Origin of the sequence: Gracilibacillus orientalis (genome assembly GCF_900114645.1) — a bacterium.
In the GTDB taxonomy this organism is placed as follows: Bacteria; Bacillota; Bacilli; order Bacillales; family Amphibacillaceae; genus Gracilibacillus; species Gracilibacillus orientalis.
The window spans coordinates 1-17,548 of record NZ_FOTR01000014.1; the positions used below are offsets into that span (position 1 = coordinate 1).

At 37.5% G+C, this 17,548-nt stretch carries 15 protein-coding genes; 5 read left to right on the forward strand and 10 right to left on the reverse strand.

Annotation, left to right across the window (positions count from 1 at the left end; translation table 11 throughout):
- Together BM121_RS18680 and BM121_RS22565 are read left to right on the forward strand one after the other, a co-directional pair.
- A partial coding sequence (locus BM121_RS18680) for a GerAB/ArcD/ProY family transporter (RefSeq protein WP_175495504.1) occupies nt 1-420 on the forward strand: 420 nt, incomplete at its 5' end.
- Between the two features lie 60 nt (nt 421-480).
- On the forward strand, nt 481-609 hold the full coding sequence (locus tag BM121_RS22565) for a hypothetical protein (protein ID WP_281244836.1): 129 nt from the start codon (nt 481-483) through the stop codon (nt 607-609).
- Nucleotide 610: 1 nt separating this feature from the next.
- Here BM121_RS22565 and BM121_RS18685 read toward each other — a convergent pair whose 3' ends face one another.
- From BM121_RS18685 to BM121_RS18705, 5 genes are all read right to left on the reverse strand, one after another.
- Nucleotides 611-1,777 carry a Ger(x)C family spore germination protein gene (locus tag BM121_RS18685; protein WP_091485504.1) on the reverse strand — a complete coding sequence of 389 codons (1,167 nt, stop codon included), beginning with the start codon at nt 1,775-1,777 and terminating at the stop codon, nt 611-613.
- Between the two features lie 23 nt (nt 1,778-1,800).
- Nucleotides 1,801-3,321 carry a spore germination protein gene (locus tag BM121_RS18690; RefSeq protein ID WP_091485506.1) on the reverse strand — a complete coding sequence of 507 codons (1,521 nt, stop codon included), beginning with the start codon at nt 3,319-3,321 and terminating at the stop codon, nt 1,801-1,803.
- Between the two features lie 142 nt (nt 3,322-3,463).
- On the reverse strand, nt 3,464-4,345 hold the full coding sequence (locus BM121_RS18695) for an ATP-grasp domain-containing protein (RefSeq protein ID WP_091485508.1): 882 nt from the start codon (nt 4,343-4,345) through the stop codon (nt 3,464-3,466).
- 53 nt (nt 4,346-4,398) lie between these two features.
- Nucleotides 4,399-6,669 carry a YhgE/Pip domain-containing protein gene (locus BM121_RS18700; protein ID WP_091485509.1) on the reverse strand — a complete coding sequence of 757 codons (2,271 nt, stop codon included), beginning with the start codon at nt 6,667-6,669 and terminating at the stop codon, nt 4,399-4,401.
- Between the two features lie 115 nt (nt 6,670-6,784).
- A complete protein-coding gene (locus BM121_RS18705; protein ID WP_091485511.1) occupies nt 6,785-7,744 on the reverse strand; it encodes a D-alanyl-D-alanine carboxypeptidase family protein in 960 nt (319 codons plus the stop codon).
- Between the two features lie 142 nt (nt 7,745-7,886).
- Between BM121_RS18705 and BM121_RS22740 the strand changes: the two genes are divergently transcribed.
- Nucleotides 7,887-7,991 carry a hypothetical protein gene (locus BM121_RS22740; RefSeq protein ID WP_139220289.1) on the forward strand — a complete coding sequence of 35 codons (105 nt, stop codon included), beginning with the start codon at nt 7,887-7,889 and terminating at the stop codon, nt 7,989-7,991.
- A 273-nt stretch (nt 7,992-8,264) separates the two neighbouring features.
- Here BM121_RS22740 and fabI read toward each other — a convergent pair whose 3' ends face one another.
- Entirely contained in the window at nt 8,265-9,044 is a 780-nt protein-coding gene (fabI, locus tag BM121_RS18710; RefSeq protein WP_091485512.1) for an enoyl-ACP reductase FabI, read from the reverse strand.
- A 152-nt stretch (nt 9,045-9,196) separates the two neighbouring features.
- On the opposite strand from fabI, the gene BM121_RS18715 reads away from it, so the two are divergent.
- Nucleotides 9,197-9,421 (forward strand): hypothetical protein, encoded by a 225-nt coding sequence (locus BM121_RS18715; RefSeq protein ID WP_091485514.1) that lies wholly within the window; start codon nt 9,197-9,199, stop codon nt 9,419-9,421.
- A 177-nt stretch (nt 9,422-9,598) separates the two neighbouring features.
- On the forward strand, nt 9,599-10,978 hold the full coding sequence (locus BM121_RS18720) for an alanine/glycine:cation symporter family protein (RefSeq protein WP_091485515.1): 1,380 nt from the start codon (nt 9,599-9,601) through the stop codon (nt 10,976-10,978).
- A 65-nt stretch (nt 10,979-11,043) separates the two neighbouring features.
- On the opposite strand, the gene BM121_RS18725 is transcribed toward BM121_RS18720, so the two are convergent.
- The 4 genes from BM121_RS18725 to BM121_RS18740 all read right to left on the reverse strand — a co-directional run bounded on the left by BM121_RS18725 (nt 11,044) and on the right by BM121_RS18740 (nt 17,477).
- Nucleotides 11,044-13,365, reverse strand: a complete 2,322-nt coding sequence (locus BM121_RS18725) for a polyprenyl synthetase family protein (protein WP_091485517.1) — start codon at nt 13,363-13,365, stop codon at nt 11,044-11,046.
- A 79-nt stretch (nt 13,366-13,444) separates the two neighbouring features.
- Nucleotides 13,445-14,311 carry a phosphotransferase family protein gene (locus BM121_RS18730; protein WP_091485518.1) on the reverse strand — a complete coding sequence of 289 codons (867 nt, stop codon included), beginning with the start codon at nt 14,309-14,311 and terminating at the stop codon, nt 13,445-13,447.
- 2 nt (nt 14,312-14,313) lie between these two features.
- Nucleotides 14,314-15,828 carry a glycoside hydrolase family 43 protein gene (locus tag BM121_RS18735; protein ID WP_091485520.1) on the reverse strand — a complete coding sequence of 505 codons (1,515 nt, stop codon included), beginning with the start codon at nt 15,826-15,828 and terminating at the stop codon, nt 14,314-14,316.
- Nucleotides 15,829-16,013: 185 nt separating this feature from the next.
- Complete coding sequence (locus BM121_RS18740; protein ID WP_091485521.1) at nt 16,014-17,477, reverse strand: protein adenylyltransferase SelO; 1,464 nt, start codon at nt 17,475-17,477, stop codon at nt 16,014-16,016.
- Between the last annotated feature and the right edge of the window lie 71 nt (nt 17,478-17,548).

Below are 17,548 nucleotides of genomic sequence, written 5' to 3' on the forward strand. Positions count from 1 at the left end.
TCAACGTTTTTATTATTAATCGCTCAGATTGTTTTTATTGCTGTTCTGGGTTCAGAACTGACAGCAAGCTCAGAAATACCCTTACTGGAGGCAATGCTCTCGGTTCATATTGCTATGATTTTTACCAATCTCGATATTATCGGTGTGTTTATCATATTTATCGGAGGATTCTATAAAACAGCTATACATTTTTTTGGTTTTTCCTTAGTGTTTACTTGGTTACTAAATAAATCAAATCCTAAATGGATCATTATTATTTTTGGTATAGCACTTCCGTTTCTTTCGATACTGCGTTTTGAAAATTTAGACGATCAGAGATGGAAAGGAATGGAAGGGGGGGTTTACAGTATCCTGTTGTATGCACTCCTCCCGTTGTTAATTCTGCTGATTATCAAAGTGAAGAAGAAACATAATAAATAAACAGTAATTTCCATCAGTTGGTTTTTACCAAACCTGATGGAAATCAAAAGGAGGATTCTCATGCTCATAGAGATGGAAGTACTAAAAGCAGACCCTTTCTTAGGCTTCTTAATATTTGGCGGACTTGCCTATGCTGTGGTCTTAATTCTTGTGCTTATTTATTATATTTTCAAGGGTTTCTTGCGCTAAGTTATTCTTGAGGATGTAAAGATCCCTGTAATAACCCTGCATTTAAAATTTCAACCTCAACCTTTATTTCATAAGGAACATTGGCAAATTCTTGTCCCCAATTATCTTTTACTTTTTTCCATACTTTGGGATACTTATTTCGTAACGACGATCCAAAACCGAAAATATCTGCTTGGAACTCTTCCTGTGCTTTTTTGATGACTTCTGCTACCCTATTTTCTATTTCTTTTTCTGCTTGCTTCTCTAGTTCAGCAACTAATTTAGGAAGCTCTTTTCTTGTTTCTGTTTTCTTTAATTCCTGCTGTTCCGTAATTTCCACTTGCTTTTTTATTTCAATAGTATAGGAGATATCTTTTTCATTCGTTACCTTTGGCTTAATACTTGAGTTAATATCAATTAATTTAAGTGTAGCGTATTTATCTTCTTTATAAGGAAAAGTTAGTCCCCCTTGCGCACTACTTCCGCCATGATTGGTAATCCAATTATACGCCATCGTTTCTTTGTTATTCATAAACCCAATAAGTTTGTCTTTATTAAATGCTGCCCCGCCAGACAATTGTACATCAGCTTCTGTATTCTGATTACTTTGATCAAAGCTTAAGACACCTAATACGGGACTCATTCCTTGCCGCAAGGCTTGCTTATAAAATTTCAATAAATTAAAAGCAACAGCTTCATACTCGGCATTGTCAAATAGGCTACTCAGAAAATTGGCGGAAACCTTTGAGATACTATTTTTTTGCTTTTCAAGGACAGAAGCAGCACTTGTATCTCTAGTCACTCCCAACCAGACATAACTTCGCACTACCTGCTCTCGTTGGAACGTTTCGAAAATTGACAGCAAACCTTCTTTGGCTACTTCTTCGCTAACAATCACCACTTTGTTATGGGCATAAAAGCCTTTTCGATCTATTTTGTGATTTGTTTTCCTAAGCATTTCAGATATCGATCTTCCCGTTACTGTAATCATTAAAAAAGGATCGTCTTGCGAAGCAACAAATGTACTCTCAGCAGATGGTCTTAAATATTGTGCAGTCAATTGGTATTCTCCCGTTTCTTCATCCATATCAATGGCCATCGCAGCTACGATTCCAATCTCTGTCAATTCTTGCACATCCCAGCAACCTGTTAATAAAATTACCATCATGAAAGGTATTAATTTCTTCATATGTTTACACTCCTAGGATGTATTTAAAATTTCTTTCGAACAATGGAACCTGGCTGTCCTTGTAAATCTTTCATTGGCGATCGAACAAATGTATCTCTCCATTCTTTCGCAACCACTGGCGCAAGTGGTGTTAGATAAGGAATGCTAAAGGATCTCAATGAACATACATGTCCAACTAAGAATAGCGTCCCCAATAATAAACCATAGAATCCAAAAGTTCCTGCTAAAAACAACAAAATAAATCGAATCAAAATGACGGTATTATTAACCGCTGTAACGACAAAGCCGCTGATAGCTGTCAATGCCACAACAATAACCATTGGTGCCCCTACCAGCCCGGCCTGCACTGCGGATTCTCCAATTACTAGTGCACCAACAATACTTACAGCTGAACCGATAGGTCGAGGCATTCGCACCCCAGCCTCACGAAGTAACTCAAAGATAACAATCATAATTAAGGCTTCTAACAATATCGGAAAAGGTACTCTTTCCTCAGCAGCTGCCATCGTTGTTAATAATAAGGCTGGTACCATTTCATGATGAAAAGTAGAAGCCGCCACAAAAACTGCTGGAGTAAAAACAGTTAGAAATAATGCAAGCAAACGAATCAAACGAACTATTGAAGATCGAAAAGTCCTTGAGTAATAGTCTTCCGGAACTTGCAGATTTTCAATAAATAAATAAGGAACTGTTAATACAAATGGCGTACCATCACACAATATAGCTACTCGGCCTTCCAATAATTTAGCAGCTACTTTGTCTGATTTTTCACTATTACCGATCGTCTGAAAGATTGACTTAGGATGATCTTCTATATATTGCTCTATATAACCTGTCTCCAGTACAACATCCGTCTCGATCGAGTTAAGACGCTTTCTTACTTCCTCTACTATCTCTTCTTTTGCAATACCATCGATGTAGCCAACCCGTACTTTCGTTTTGGTGTTTTCTCCGATGATGAATTCCTCAAAAACTAAATCAGGATTATTAATTTTACGGCGGAGCAAGGATGTATTTGTACGAATGACTTCGTTAAAGCCTTCTCTTGATCCCCTAATCGTTGCCTCCGTTTCGGGCTCTTCTACCCCTCTTGAGTGATAATGTTCTGTATTAACCAGTAAGGCACTGTCAAACCCATCGATAAATATCGCTGTTTGTCCCCGAAGTATTTTTTCGATTGCTTCGTCTAAACTAGACGTCTTATTTACAGACGAAGCCTTGATAATGTGGGAGTCCATATAGGAAATAAGTGAATTAGCGTTCACCTTTACCTTATTAAAATTAATTCCCAATAACGGGTCCATGACATTTTGGTGAATATACTCTTCTCTAACTAGTCCTTCTGTATAACATATAAATCCACGAGTATTATTTTTATCTTGTAACTGCAGGTCTCTGAACTGGATATCAATACTGTTGTTAAAGTTTTGCTTTAATGTGGATCGATTATCTTTTAACTGTATGCTTACCCTTCTAGCCATTTGTTTAGATTGCTGAGATTGTTGGGATCCTTTATTTTCACTACTTTTCCGAAGTCTCCTCATTTTTCTACTCTCATCCTTTATTGACATTTTATAGTTCTATTATTTGTAAAAAGGTAGAATAGATACAAAAAAACTGGACAAAAATTTGCCCAGTTAAAATAGGTTGCTTCTTATTTTATTCAGTGAGCGGAAATACCGCCATTCATGAGATAGTTTCCTTAATATAAGACATCATATTCTGTGTAATATCAATACCTGTACAATCATAAATGTTTTTAAAATGAGCATTGGAATTAATTTCACATAAAATCGGTTCATCATTTTCTCCAAAAAGGAGGTCAACACCTGCAAAGTCTGCTCCAACTAATTGACTACAGCGAACCGCCATTGCCTGTTCTTCTTCTGTTGGCTGATAACGATACATTTTGCCGCCTGTTGTTACATTTGCGCGGAAGTCTTGATCTGATTTTCTTAACATCGCGGCCACTACACGATCTCCTATAACATTTAAGCGCACATCTCGGCCGTAGCTTGATGCAATATACTCTTGAAAAAGGTGTGGTTTATGTTGTAATTCCTTTACTTTTTGCCGTAATTGCTGCTCATTATCAATCAAATATACTTGTTCACCAAAGGATCCGAATGTTTCCTTAATGACCATGGGAAAGCCAAGTATTTCGATTACTTGTGTAAGATGGCTGTCCTCTTCTAACGAAACAAAGACCTTTGGGGCAATTATCGTCTTCGGCATGCGAATACCTTGATTCGCTAACTGCTGATAGGTTAATGCTTTATCATCACAAATCTCAATCGCTTTTGCTGGGTTAAATAAGCGCAATCCCTGATCTTCCAGTTGCCTTGCCAAAAATAAATCCTTATCCCAAAAAAACACAAAGTCTGGCTCTTGTTTTTCAGTAAGTATTCGTGCCTGACCTTCTTCTATTGCAACAAGGAGTTGATTATTAGCGATCACATCTATGTCAAAATCAAACGTCCTCGCAGTGTTTTGTAGCCACTCGATTTGTTCAGAAAATTTCTTTGTATATAGATTACCATTAAAAATAATCCATCCTTTTTTTCTCATTACATGCCCTCCCCTAAAAGTTAACCCTCTAAAATAAATGGAGGGTTGCTTAATTAATGGAACAAGCCAGTTTCTCTCGATTTTTTCATTAATTTATGTGTGTACTTGTTCAATCGCGCTTTGAATAGCGCTCCCACCAGTAAGGCTACAAGTCCAAACATCGAGAGCACAATGGCATCATGTTGTACTCTACTCCAAACAATTCCTCCTACAGCCTCTCGCATCAAACTAATCGCATAGGTGAAAGGAAGAAAAGGATTGATTGCTTGAAAAAACTCTGGCAACAAGTCGACTGGATAGGTACCTCCAGCACCAGCGATTTGTAATACTAGAAAAACAATCGCTAAAGCTTTTCCAATGTCACCAAACACCGACACTAAGGTGTATACAATCAAAATAAATACAACGCTTGATAACAAGCCGAATAATATAAACCAAATAGGCTCCTTAATTTCTACACCAAGAAGATACATATCACCTACTGTCACAATTAAGGTTTGAACAAATCCAATCGTGATAAAGGTAAATAATCTACCAAAATAAATCTGCCTTCCTGTATATGATTCTCCATGATGAGGATCTGTTGCTAATAAAGAAATTAACAGCAATCCACCAACCCATATCGCTAAAATCGTATAAAACGGCGTCATTCCCGTCCCATAATTTTCAATAGGGAATAACTTATTTTGATTTAACATGACTGGTTCTTCAAAAAAGTTTCGTTCCGCATCAGGATCATTTTGTAACAATTCAATCATCTCTGATAAATCCGTTTTCCCTTCAACACTACGGATTTTATCAGCAAGTTCATTAATTTTTGTATTAATATATGGATATTCTGCTAAAACACTTTCCAGTAAGTCTTCTCCATCTGTTAAATTTGTTGCTGTTCTATTTAATATTTCTTGCGCTTCCGGTATGGTCTGTTGAATCTCCGTTAAAATGTTTTTTGCCGATTCTAACGAACTTTTCGCATGCTGAATTTCTTCTTTGATTCGTGGTTCAATCGTTTCCTTATACTCTGTAATAAATGCATCAAGTCGCTCATTTGTAAATTGAGCAGTTTCTTTTAAGTTAGCCATCGTTTCTTCTAATGCTTCATTATTTTCCGTGATCATCTCATCCGCTTGATTCAATTGTTCTTGTAAGTCTTGTAATGTTGCTTTCATTGATGTGAGTTGATTTAGTGCATTTTCAATCTGCTCTTGATTATTTGGCTGATCAGGATTTTGTTGATTCGGTTCTTCTCCTGTATCTCCGTCAGGTTCTTGATTACCTTCTTCTGATGTATTCTCATCCGCGTTACCTTCTGTTTCTTCATCTTGATTAGATCCTTGTTCATCTTGAACTTGATGTAAAATTTCCTCGATTGTTTCAATAGAAGCAATACTACTATCTATTTGTTCATTCCAATTGTCCATTTGCTGATTTATATCTGGCAAGTCCTGAGTAGAGAGATCCATGGAATCTAAAAACTCATTGGTATCTTGTACTGCTTGCTGGATAGTATCTAAATCTTCGTTTACTCGTGGAGCTATTTCATCTAAGCGTCCTTCTGCTTCATGGATAAAATCTAAGGTCTCATTCACTGTTGAAAGTCCTTGATTGGTTGCCCCTTCTACTTTAGGAATAAGACTATTGGCATCACTTATCATACCTTCAGCATTTTCAGCATCTGCTAATGATTCATCTAATATATTTTTAATTTCTGGTAGCTTTTCTTCGATTGTGAAAATATAGTCTTCAAATTTTATAATGTCAGGTTGTGAATTTTCTAATTCGATGCCGACCTGGTTAAACATGTCAAAGATGACACCATTGACCGTTGAAATAAAACTTGAACTTATTTCTTCTACTATCACAGTAGCTCCTTTGTCCGTTATCTTCGGAGCAATTGCATTTATTTTTTCATTCACATAGTACTCTACTTCTGCTTTTTCTGGTTGCCCACTGATAACCGTAGCAAGCTTCTCCGAAAAATCTTCTGGGACTTCTATTACAGCAAAGTAGTCTCCATATTCTAATTTATCCATTGCTTTTTTTTCGTCGACAAATTGCCAGTCCATCGAGTTATTATCTTTCAGTGTTTCTACTAATTCATTACCTACGTGTATGTCCTCGTCACGCACAGAGGCACCTGTATCCTTGTTCACTACTCCGACTTTTATTTGATCTGTCTGGCCATACGGATCCCAAGATGCTTCAATATTCATCCAGGCATATAATGAGGGCAGGATCATCAAGCCACCTATTAAAATCGCTGCAACCCAATTTGTCATAGTATTTTTCATGTCTGTTTTGTATAAATGTAAACTATTTTTCATATTCATCGCCTTCTGCTTTTAAAATCAACAAACCAATTATACGCAACTATCACTTGCGAAACAAATTTTAACCATTTTGTTTCGCTTAGAACCTTCCTTTCTGTTATCAGGGAGACTAATACATTGATTCAAATGCTTTTTTATATAATGTCTCTGTTTCGATAAAGCGTTCAACTTCTGAGGATGTCCCCATTACAACAGAGATAAGTCTTACACCGTCCTTCTGAATTGTTCCGGTAAAACAATAGCCAGCAAGACTCGTGTATCCTGTTTTTAATCCATCTACCCCGTTGAAAGCTAAGTCACCTTCCAGCATCCAATTAGTGTTTTCATGTTTTTGGCCATTTAATACATACGCAGGTTGATTACTAATCTCCAGTAACTCTGGGTATGTAGTGATCAAGTGCTCTGCAAGTTTCGCTAAATCCTGTGCTGACATCGTATTGGTATCATTTATACTACCAACAGAATAATAATCGCCCAGATCCAAATTGTCTAATCCAGTAGTGTTAACAAATTGAGTGTCTTTCAACTGTAATTGTTGTGCTTGTTTATTCATTTGTTGTACAAATAATTCTTCACTGCCACTGACAGCTTCCGCTAATGCAATCGTTGCACCATTCGCGGAATGAATTGCCATCGCTTGGAACAATTCTTCTACCGTATAATGACGGTCCTTTGATAAATCGACGGAAGCATATCCGGGATGATGGGAGATGTCATACGCATAATCACTTATAACTATTTCACTATCCCAATCCAATTCACCACTATTAATTTCCTTTAAAACGAGCAATTCAGTCATCATTTTTGACATGCTCGCTGTAGGTAATGGTACATCACTATTTTTCTCATAAATAACATGTCCTGAATCGGCATTAATCAAAATAACAGAACTTGCATCTAAATCGATATCAGTAATATTCCAAAACCTGTCTAATGGCCGATCAGGATATATTAATTCTTTTTTAATTTTATCTGTCTGTTGAACCTTCTTGCTTGGTAATGTTGCTTCATCACCTGTTTGATTACATCCACTTACAACTAATAACATCACTAGTAATAATCTTTTCATCCTTCATACCACCAAAACTTTTTTCTTTCAGTATAGCATATGTCAACTAAGTCTCTAGCCTTAGGAAAGTTACGCCTCAAGAACAATTTCTAATTGGATAATTAGCGATACAACAGGGACGTCGAGCAACTATCGAGCACCAATGGCAACGGTTATCATATCAGGGTTACTTTTCGCTACGTTCATTACACTATTATTGATCCCTGCGCTCTATCGATTGTTCAGTTCAAACGACGGGAAGAGCTAAAAAGCGCAAAGCGCCCGCTTAAAACAAGAGCGACTGGAGCGAAGCAACTGAGATAAAGGAATCACGGTGAGCATGTGAACCGATGTGACTTTCACCTATAGGCATAAGTGCAACTAAGCCTTTGGTTTCACCAATCGGTAAGTCTTCTTTAACGTAGGGTGATTCGTGAAGTCGCCTAGTTTTTGAAGCTTGGAGCTAGACATCTCCGTTTATACTTTCTTGCTTCATTAAAAAAAGACAAACAAACCTTCGATGGTCTGTTTGTCTTTATGATTATCCTAAAATATTATAGCCAGAGTCGACATAAACAATTTCGCCGGTAACACCTCTGGATAGGTTACTTATCATCGCTAATGACATATCGCCTACTTCTTCTTGTGTAACATTTCGTTTTAATGGTGATTCTGCTTCAATTTTTTGTAGGATTTCATTGAATGATGGAACCCCTTTTGCAGCTAAGGTTTTAATTGCACCAGCAGAAACAGCATTCACTCGAATATTATTTTCTCCTAAATCCATCGCTAAGTATTTTACAGTGGACTCTAATGCTGCTTTGGCAACTCCCATGACATTATAACCTGGCACTACTCGTTCTGCACCTAAGTAACTCATCGCCATAATAGATCCACCTTCTGTCATTAAAGCCCTTGCCTCACGAGCAACTGCTATTAATGAATAGGCACTAGTGTCTTGCGCAAATGCATAGCCATCTCGAGATGTTTCAACAAAACGATTTTTCAGATCTTCCCCGTGTGCAAATGCGATCGAGTGCACGACGCCATGGATGGTACCAATCTCATCGGCAATTTTACTAAACGCTTCTTTAATACTACCATCATCGTTGACATCACATGGAACGACCAGCTTAGCATCTAAATCTGTTTTATCTAGCATTTTCGTTAATTTTGCTAAAGAACGCTCTTTGCGATACGTAAAAATAAGATTGGCCCCTGCCTGATGAAGTGATTTTGCTACTCCCCATGCAAGACTTCTATCATTTGCTACACCCATCACTACAATATTTTTATCTTTAATTTTTAATAAATCTTCCATAACGTCCTCCTACTGATCCTTGATATATGGTGTTAGTACCTACTGCTAATTATCTTTACTATAACATATTTCTATACAAATAAAAATATTTCCTCCGTGTATAATACTGCTACAAATAGATAAAGTTAAGAAAAAAGATAGGTGATGTTTATATGATTGTAAGCTTAGCGATTATCAGCATTATCATTGCGCTTATTTCGTTTCTCTACACATGGAAGGTTGGTAAAATAGTCGACGAGCAAAATGGAGAGCATGATACAGACACCAAAGCAACAGCGAAACACCCGATACTTTTCAACCCTATTTTTTTAACGTATATTTTTGGGTTCGGAGGGTTAATTCTCTTTATTTTTTATCTCGGTTCAAAATATTATTAAAGCATTGATTTTCAAAAGTATACAAACGTATCTTAATCTAGAGACGTTTGTATACTTTTTTAATTGCTTAAAATTTATTTGTTGATAGAAACTTTCCCTATTCTATTGACATTCTCTCGTGATTATTGGAATAATTCTACTAATAAGCTTTTCATAAAATATTGGGAGGGAAGTGCAATGGACTTTTTGTTGGACTGGTTGATAAAAATTAATGAAGATGGCGCTGCAATACTTGGTAAAATTGGGGGTTGGGTGTGGGGGGCTCCTCTGCTAATTCTTTTAGTTGGAACAGGTTTATTTTTAACCTTCCGTTTGTTATTCCTGCAATTTAAGTTACTGCCTTATGCACTAAAGCTATCCTTTAGTAAAAATCATGATAAAACAGCAAAAGGGGATATAAGTCATTATGAAGCATTAACGACAGCGATGGCAGCAACAATTGGTACGGGGAATATCGCTGGTGTAGCAACAGCAGTTGTTGCAGGTGGCCCTGGTGCAGTATTTTGGATGTGGATTACCGCTCTAGTTGGGATGGCTACCAAATATGCAGAAGCATTGCTTGCCGTCAAATTTCGTATTCAAAATGAAAATGGTGAAATGTCCGGTGGGCCAATGTATTATTTAGAACGAGGACTTAAAAACAAACCAATAGGTAAATTTTTAGGTGTATTATTTGCGATTTTCGCTTCGATTGCGGCATTTGGTATTGGAAACATGGTGCAATCGAATACGGCGGCTTCATCTTTAGAGGAATCATTCTCAATTGATCCATTTATAACTGGGATTGTTTTTACCGTTTTATCTGCTTTAGTTATCATTGGTGGGATTAAAAGTATAGGGAAAGTTACTGCTTTCTTTGTTCCGGTGATGGGTGCATTTTATATCTTAGGTGGACTTATACTCATTGTATTAAATTTCGATTTAGTGCCTGGCGCGATCGCTTTTATTTTTGAAGATGCTTTTACCGGTAGTGCTGTTGGTGGTGGTTTACTAGGTACGGTAATCCGCTATGGTGTGGCTCGTGGTGTATTCTCTAACGAAGCTGGTTTAGGCTCTGCACCAATAGCCGCAGCTGCTGCCCGTACTGATTATCCAGCTAGACAAGCATTAGTGTCTATGACGCAAGTTTTCTTTGATACCATTATTGTTTGTTCGATTACAGGTATTACGATTGTCATGGCAGGTCAATGGGATGATGGATTGGATGGATCAGCATTAACAAGTGCTTCCTTTGCTCAATTCTTAGGGACAACTGGTTCTTATATTGTCACATTCGGTATTTTGTTCTTTACCTTTTCGACGATTCTCGGTTGGTCTTATTACGGTGAAAAATCTATCCATTACCTGATGGGAGCAAAAGGTGTTAAGGTTTATCGCTATATTTTTATCGCCTTTGTCTTTATCGGTGCAGTAGTGTCACTTGATGTAGTATTCAATTTCTCCGACGTTATGAACGGCTTAATGGCCTTTCCAAACTTAATCGGACTACTGGCATTATCTGGCATCGTAGTCGCAGAAACCAACAAATTCCTGAAAGTAAAACGGGAAGAAAAATAATGGGACATTCCCCCGTCCTCGGGACCTAATTTGAGCCAAAGGTCAGGGGAAATGTCCCTCTTTTTTTATTTTTCTCGTTGGACAATATAGTCCATGAGTTGTTTTAAAAATGAAATGTTGTGTGGGAAGTTCTCTAATGCTTCTATCGCATCACAATAATGCTTCCACATTTCTTTCTTAGCCTGTTCTTCACCTAAAACTGTTACAAAAGTAGAACTGTTATTTTGTGAGTCAATACCTGCTTGTTTGCCTAATACAGTTGAATCTCCTTCTAAGTCTAACAGGTCGTCTTTAATTTGAAAGGCAATGCCGGCATGATAAGTAAATTGCTTGATCGCCTTCGTTACTCCTTCTCGCGCACCTGCGACAATGGCTGGCATCATTAGCGCTGCTTCAAAACCAATGCCTGTTTTGTAGAGACATAATCTGTTTAGTTCCTCAACAGATAATTCTTTTCCTTTTGCTTCGAGATCCATAATCTGTCCCATACACATGTCTTGTGTCATCCGTGTTGAATAAGCTATCAAGTCTAAAATCTTGTCTGCCTGATATTTTCGTAATTCCGTCTGTTCTTGTACCGCCTTTTGTGTCATCCATAGAGCAGTTAATTCTGCCACCGCACTATTATATTCCTCATGCAATGTTGGTCTACCCCTACGGATTTGCGCGTTGTCTTGAGAAGGTAGATCATCAAAAATTAAAGAGGCAGTATGCATATATTCTATGGCTTTTAATAATGGAATGATATCCTTCCCCGACAATCCAAACCCTTCAGTCGCCATGACCCAAGTCATCATTGGTCTTAACCGTTTGGCATCTCCCTGTAAACTGTAGTTAGCTGCATCCATAATAGAATGGTTAACGATAGCCTTTTGATCTGTTTTTTTAATCATTAAGAGTTGGTTAATCGCATCCCGTGCACCTTCTATTGTTTTTCGAAATCTTACTTTCTCTTTTTCTTGCTGTTGTAGTGTTTCAACCATTTTGTCACGAATTAGTTTATCAAAGAAAGCAACATTCTTAGTCCGTTCTACTACTTTTTGCAAAAACGAATCAAAAGAAGGGCTAACTGAAAATGTTTGCATTATTTCTTTGTATTGTTGCTTCCCTAGCCGTTTCCTTAATCGTTTCAAACCGTTAATAGCCCGATTTAAGATGATCTGACGAGTTTTCTCATCACCTTTATACACGTTATTAATTAAATAAGAAATAACCGACCAATACATAGCAAAAGGATTGATCAAATCAGGTCGCTGATCACGATATTTAAGAAAATAAGTATATGGCGTTACACTATTAGAAGCTAGGTCCTGCTCCATATCGGCCAGGTCATCTGCTAATTGATTATAAATCCCGTAATAAAACATATGCTCCTCAACCTGATCATTAGCAAAAAATGTTTGAAAGGAACGCACGATCATTCTTGATGAGGATGATTTCAAAATGATAGGGATATACACTTCTTCGTTCGTATAATCAGGGTTATCTAAACTCTTATTCCGGTCTATTTCCTGTGCATGAAAAAACAAATAGGCATTTTGATAAAAATTATCGAGATTTTCCGGTTCTTGATTTTCCTTTAGATAGATAAAGGCATCCGTTAATTCATGATAGATTGGTTCCACAATTTCCCGATTATCCCCATCCCATTCTGACAAAGGAGTAAGCACTCCAGTCCGTAATGTATGACGAATAAGAGACGCAAACTGATTTTTTTCTTGATTGGATAATACTGAGGCATCCAATAAATCGTCAATAAAAGGATACGTAAGTCCATAACAATAGCCAATTCGAACCGCTTTGTCCAAACGTTTCGCCCTGACATCCTGTGACGTCTCTTCCTGTAATTCTTCTATTTCATGCATTAATACTCCGGCAATTATTTTGATTAATTTTCGTTGTGCATGCACTTTGTTCAGCCCTTCAGGGATTAGCGAGGACACATGCTTTAATTTCTTCATTAACCAAAAATAAGTCGCTTCTAATGATTCCTTCTCCGCAATGCGATACAACTTCGCCAAACTGAATAAATCTTGATTCGAGTGTTGATGTAAATAGGTTTTAACATCCTCGGCTACTGATTTGATTCTTTGCTGCATCGTTGTTGAAGTGATATCCCTACCTAAATCACGCAAGTAAATATAAGAAATACTCCGGTGTAAATAATCGTCCAGCATCCCTTTTTGACCTAGTTTTTGCAGGAATTGTTGATCTTGCGTTAATGCTATATGATCATAATTCAAAAAGGATGATTTTTTATGTCGTTGGTATGCTTGCATATCTTCTGTTAGTTTTGCAGTAAATTGCGGCTCATCTAGCTGTTTCACTAATGCCTGAAAATAAGCCTGTGCTTTCTTTTCGGCTGTTTGATATTGTTGATCTACCATATTCGCCCATTCCCCAAAATATTAGTTTTATATAGTATACCATTTATGGAGGGAATGAACGAAACATGTCTTACATCTATTATTTTCCATACCAGCTTGGGATTATCTTGGAAAAGTGATCATGATCTTCAAGAACACGCAATGAATAATTATATAGCAAATTAGTTTGTACTGAGCTTATCCTTTTTCCCCATACCAGTGCGGAAACCACATGCATAGCACTATACAATGTGTACAATTCCCAAAAAGCTTGAGTTGGCTTTTCCCTGCAATATCCGTCAATGACTCCATTGGTAAAAGGAATACTTACCTGCACAGAGAAAAACCCTAGCTTTTGCAAATCATGGACAGGGTCTCCCCAATCCATTCTTTGAAAGTCAATAATACCAGAAAATTTCTTTTGATTAATTAACAAATTAGAAGGATGAATGTCATCATGCTGAAACTTATTTGGGCGATTTTTCATAATAGGTTCATTATCTTTAATGTAATGTTGTAATAATGAACATAAACTTTGATCCAGATCCAGCTTTTTTAATTCATATAAATAGTTATCACTTTTTTCTTTTTTTACTTTATACCACGACGGGTAGTCTTGAGGTGCATCTAATTGATGTAATTTTCTTAACTCTCGCCCAGCTGATAAACCAGCTATATATTGATCCTGTTCTGTTAGATTTTGTAGAGCATCTTCTCCATCTTCACCTGGAAGGTAGGTAAGTATCATATATCCCTTGCCGAATTCTATTGGTTCAGGTACAAAATCAGAAATTTCTGCTAGCTTTTTTAACGTTTGATATTCTACTTTTCTTTTATCTATCTCTTCAACAGGAAATATTCGTAATAGATATTGATAGTCAAGTATATATTTTTGATCCCTGGAAAATCCCTTTTCAATTTTCTCCATGACTTTAGCTGAATTCACCATCGGAATGGACTCAATCATCTCTAATGGCTTCCTCTATCATATTTAAAATAATCCATATCAACATAACCACCAGTTTCCTTGATAGCATAATTAAATATACCAATTCGGTAGCCCATAAAATGATCTAATGTATATTTCATATGGAGCGTTTCACCAATTGGATGCCAGTGGTGTCCATCAGCAGAATAATGGAAGGTTGCTTCATCAACACTATCTTCAAAATCAAAGACAATCTTCAAGTGAATCTGCTCATTGGAATAAGCTTTTTCCTCCACTACTTTTTCCTGACCGTTTCCATCATTGATTGTCATCGCAACAGCATATTCACTGTTTTCTTTTCGTTTAATGCCAACCGTACCGAAATTACTTTGAAGTGCAATTAGTCCTGCAAAATCTCCATCCTTCATATTAGAACCATCAAGTAGGATCGTGCCACTGCACGCTGGTCCTTCCGTTCGTTGTGTCAATGTATTCGGTGCTGTTAAAACACTCTTTGTAAGATGGCCAGTTGTTAGTCGTAAATATCCTGATCTTTCCGTGACCGACCATAAGGACTGATCCGGATTATGATTCCATTGCCAATTTAAAGCTAATTCATTTTTTTCGTAATCAAAATCATCACTGATTACTAATGGTTTCGCTTCATCATCGGGAAGATTAATTTCCAACTGTTTCGGTGCTTTTCCGTTAATACCTACCATTGGCCAACCGTTTTCCCATTGTACTGGCAGTATATACGGAATTCTCCCGACAGCATCATGATCCTGAAACAGCATCGCATACCATTCATTATCTGTTGTATCAAAAATCGCACCTTGGGCAATCCCTTTATTGTGGTAACCCATATCATCATCGAGAATAACCTTTCGCTCATACGCTCCCAATAATTTTGAGGAGCGATAGCAGACCTGTCTTCTTCGTTGATTGCCATCAGTTGGCCATTCAATAAAAAGTAAATAATATTCCCCATTTATTTTGTAAGCATGGCACCCTTCACATCTTAGTCCAATATTCTCCTTTGGTGTTTCCAGTAATAATTGATCAACTCCACCTGGTTTTACCGCCGTTAAATCCGCTGTTAATTCTGTAATCCGAATATCACCGCATCCATAAAGAACAAAAACCCTGTCATCATCAAATAGTAACGCTGGATCATGATAAATACCTTCAATCAATGAACGCGTCCATGGGCCATTTTCAATATCCTTTGTTTGATAAACATAGAATTGATTCATATCATTACTTGAAAAACAAAGGTAATATGTATGATTGTGGTAACGCAAACTTGTCGCCCATTGTCCTTGTCCATAGATACCTTCCCCATCCAGTAATTGATGTGCCTGGTTGTTTTCTAACGTATCGTACACATAAGAGACAATCTCCCAATCTCTTAAGTTAAACGATTTCATAATCGGACAGCCGGGCATCGAATGCATACTGGTACTTACCATATAATAAGCAGAGCCAACCCTGATCACATCAACATCAGGCACATCCGACCAAAAAATAGGATTCTTCAACATTATACTACTCATCACTTTATCCTCCCCACACACTTAATAATTAAATTATCTTTATATCATAAACTATTATTCCAAAAACAGATCCATTAATCAAATAGGACGAAGGTATAATCAACAGAGGCTTTATGTACTCTATTCGACGGGAGGATGAAAAAGGCTGCTCCATAAGTCTTAGGGGCAGCCTTTTTTGTTTCTTATTAAGTTCCGCAGAATGTCTGGTATGGTTCGTCTGGCTTAGGTGGTAAAACGGCATATTCTTCCTGTTCTTCTGAGTAGGCGTAGGGATTTGATAAAGCAGCTAATAATTTTTCCATCACGCTGTAATCATTCTCACTTACAGCTTTTTCTATGGCTTCTTCGACCAAGTAATTTCTCGGTATAATAGACGGATTATTAGCCATCATCAACTGCTGTGTCTGTTCAGTTGTTTCACTCTGTCTTGCTAATCGTGCTTGCCATTTCTCATACCATTGCTTAAACGCATTAGCTTGGAAAAGTCTCATCTTTTTATCAAATTGATCAAGTGTTAAGGATCGAAAAGTATTGGTATAGTCTGCCTGATGCTGTTCCATCAAATCTAACAACCGATGGATAAGCTCCCCGTCTGCCTCTTCCTCATCAAACAATCCCAATTTCTTTCTCATTCCTGTAAGCCAATATTGATCATACAAATGTAAGTATTCTTGAATGGCTTCCTTAGCTGCTTCCAGTGCTTTATCTTCATCATCATCAATTAATAATAAGATCGCTTCTGCAAAACGGGATAAGTCCCAACCGCCAATATCAGGTTGGTTTCCGTAAGCATAACGTCCTCGAACATCAATCGAGCTAAATACCGTTCTTTTATCATACGTATCCATAAAAGCACATGGTCCATAATCAATCGTTTCACCACTAATGGTCACATTATCTGTATTCATCACACCATGAATAAAACCGACTAATTGCCATTTTGCGATCAATCCAGCTTGCTTCCTGATCACTTCTTTTAGAAAAGATATATATTTATTGTCATCGTTTTTCAGTTCTGGGTAGTGGCGGTCTATTGCATAATCTGCTAACTTCTGGAGATCCTCTTTCTCTCCCCAATTTCTCGCATATTGAAATGTCCCGACGCGAAGATGACTGTTCGCTACTCTTGTTAAAATCGCACCAGGAAATGCAACTTCACGCTCGACAGACTCTCCCGTTGTTACAACCGCTAAACTTCTGTTTGTCGGGATCTTCAAGCCATACATTGCCTCGCTGATCAAATACTCACGCAACATTGGTCCTAAACTCGATCGTCCGTCTCCTCCACGTGAATACGGAGTCCTTCCTGAACCTTTTAATTGGATATCAACTCTGCGGCCATCAGGGGTAATATGTTCCCCAAGTAAGACCGCCCGCCCATCACCAAGCATGGTAAAATGACCAAATTGATGGCCTGCATATGCTTGTGCAATGGGAAGTCCGCCTTCAGGGAGTCGATTCCCAGAAAAAAGATCAGCACTTTTCTCTAAGTTCGAAGCATCCAAACCAAGCTCTGTTGCTAAAGCCTGATTAAACATCACGACTTCGGGATCCTCTACAGGTGTCGGCTGGACACGAGAATAAAACAATCCAGGTAAACGTTGATAACTATTATCTAAATTCCAACCCTCATTTGTTGTTACAGTCATACTATCTCCTTTCATGAGACAAAAAAATCATCTCATTAAACACCGGTTATTTCCGGAAAATATTGCATCTA

Coding starts and splice junctions, on each gene's coding strand:
- BM121_RS22565 (WP_281244836.1), top strand. CDS start 481: ATGCTCATAGAGATGGAAGTACTAAAAGCAGACCCTTTCTTAGGCTTC.
- BM121_RS18685 (WP_091485504.1), bottom strand. CDS start 1,777: ATGAAGAAATTAATACCTTTCATGATGGTAATTTTATTAACAGGTTGC.
- BM121_RS18690 (WP_091485506.1), bottom strand. CDS start 3,321: ATGAGGAGACTTCGGAAAAGTAGTGAAAATAAAGGATCCCAACAATCT.
- BM121_RS18695 (WP_091485508.1), bottom strand. CDS start 4,345: ATGAGAAAAAAAGGATGGATTATTTTTAATGGTAATCTATATACAAAG.
- BM121_RS18700 (WP_091485509.1), bottom strand. CDS start 6,669: ATGAAAAATAGTTTACATTTATACAAAACAGACATGAAAAATACTATG.
- BM121_RS18705 (WP_091485511.1), bottom strand. CDS start 7,744: ATGAAAAGATTATTACTAGTGATGTTATTAGTTGTAAGTGGATGTAAT.
- BM121_RS22740 (WP_139220289.1), top strand. CDS start 7,887: ATGGCAACGGTTATCATATCAGGGTTACTTTTCGCTACGTTCATTACA.
- fabI (WP_091485512.1), bottom strand. CDS start 9,044: ATGGAAGATTTATTAAAAATTAAAGATAAAAATATTGTAGTGATGGGT.
- BM121_RS18715 (WP_091485514.1), top strand. CDS start 9,197: ATGATTGTAAGCTTAGCGATTATCAGCATTATCATTGCGCTTATTTCG.
- BM121_RS18720 (WP_091485515.1), top strand. CDS start 9,599: ATGGACTTTTTGTTGGACTGGTTGATAAAAATTAATGAAGATGGCGCT.
- BM121_RS18725 (WP_091485517.1), bottom strand. CDS start 13,365: ATGGTAGATCAACAATATCAAACAGCCGAAAAGAAAGCACAGGCTTAT.
- BM121_RS18730 (WP_091485518.1), bottom strand. CDS start 14,311: ATGATTGAGTCCATTCCGATGGTGAATTCAGCTAAAGTCATGGAGAAA.
- BM121_RS18735 (WP_091485520.1), bottom strand. CDS start 15,828: ATGAGTAGTATAATGTTGAAGAATCCTATTTTTTGGTCGGATGTGCCT.
- BM121_RS18740 (WP_091485521.1), bottom strand. CDS start 17,477: ATGACTGTAACAACAAATGAGGGTTGGAATTTAGATAATAGTTATCAA.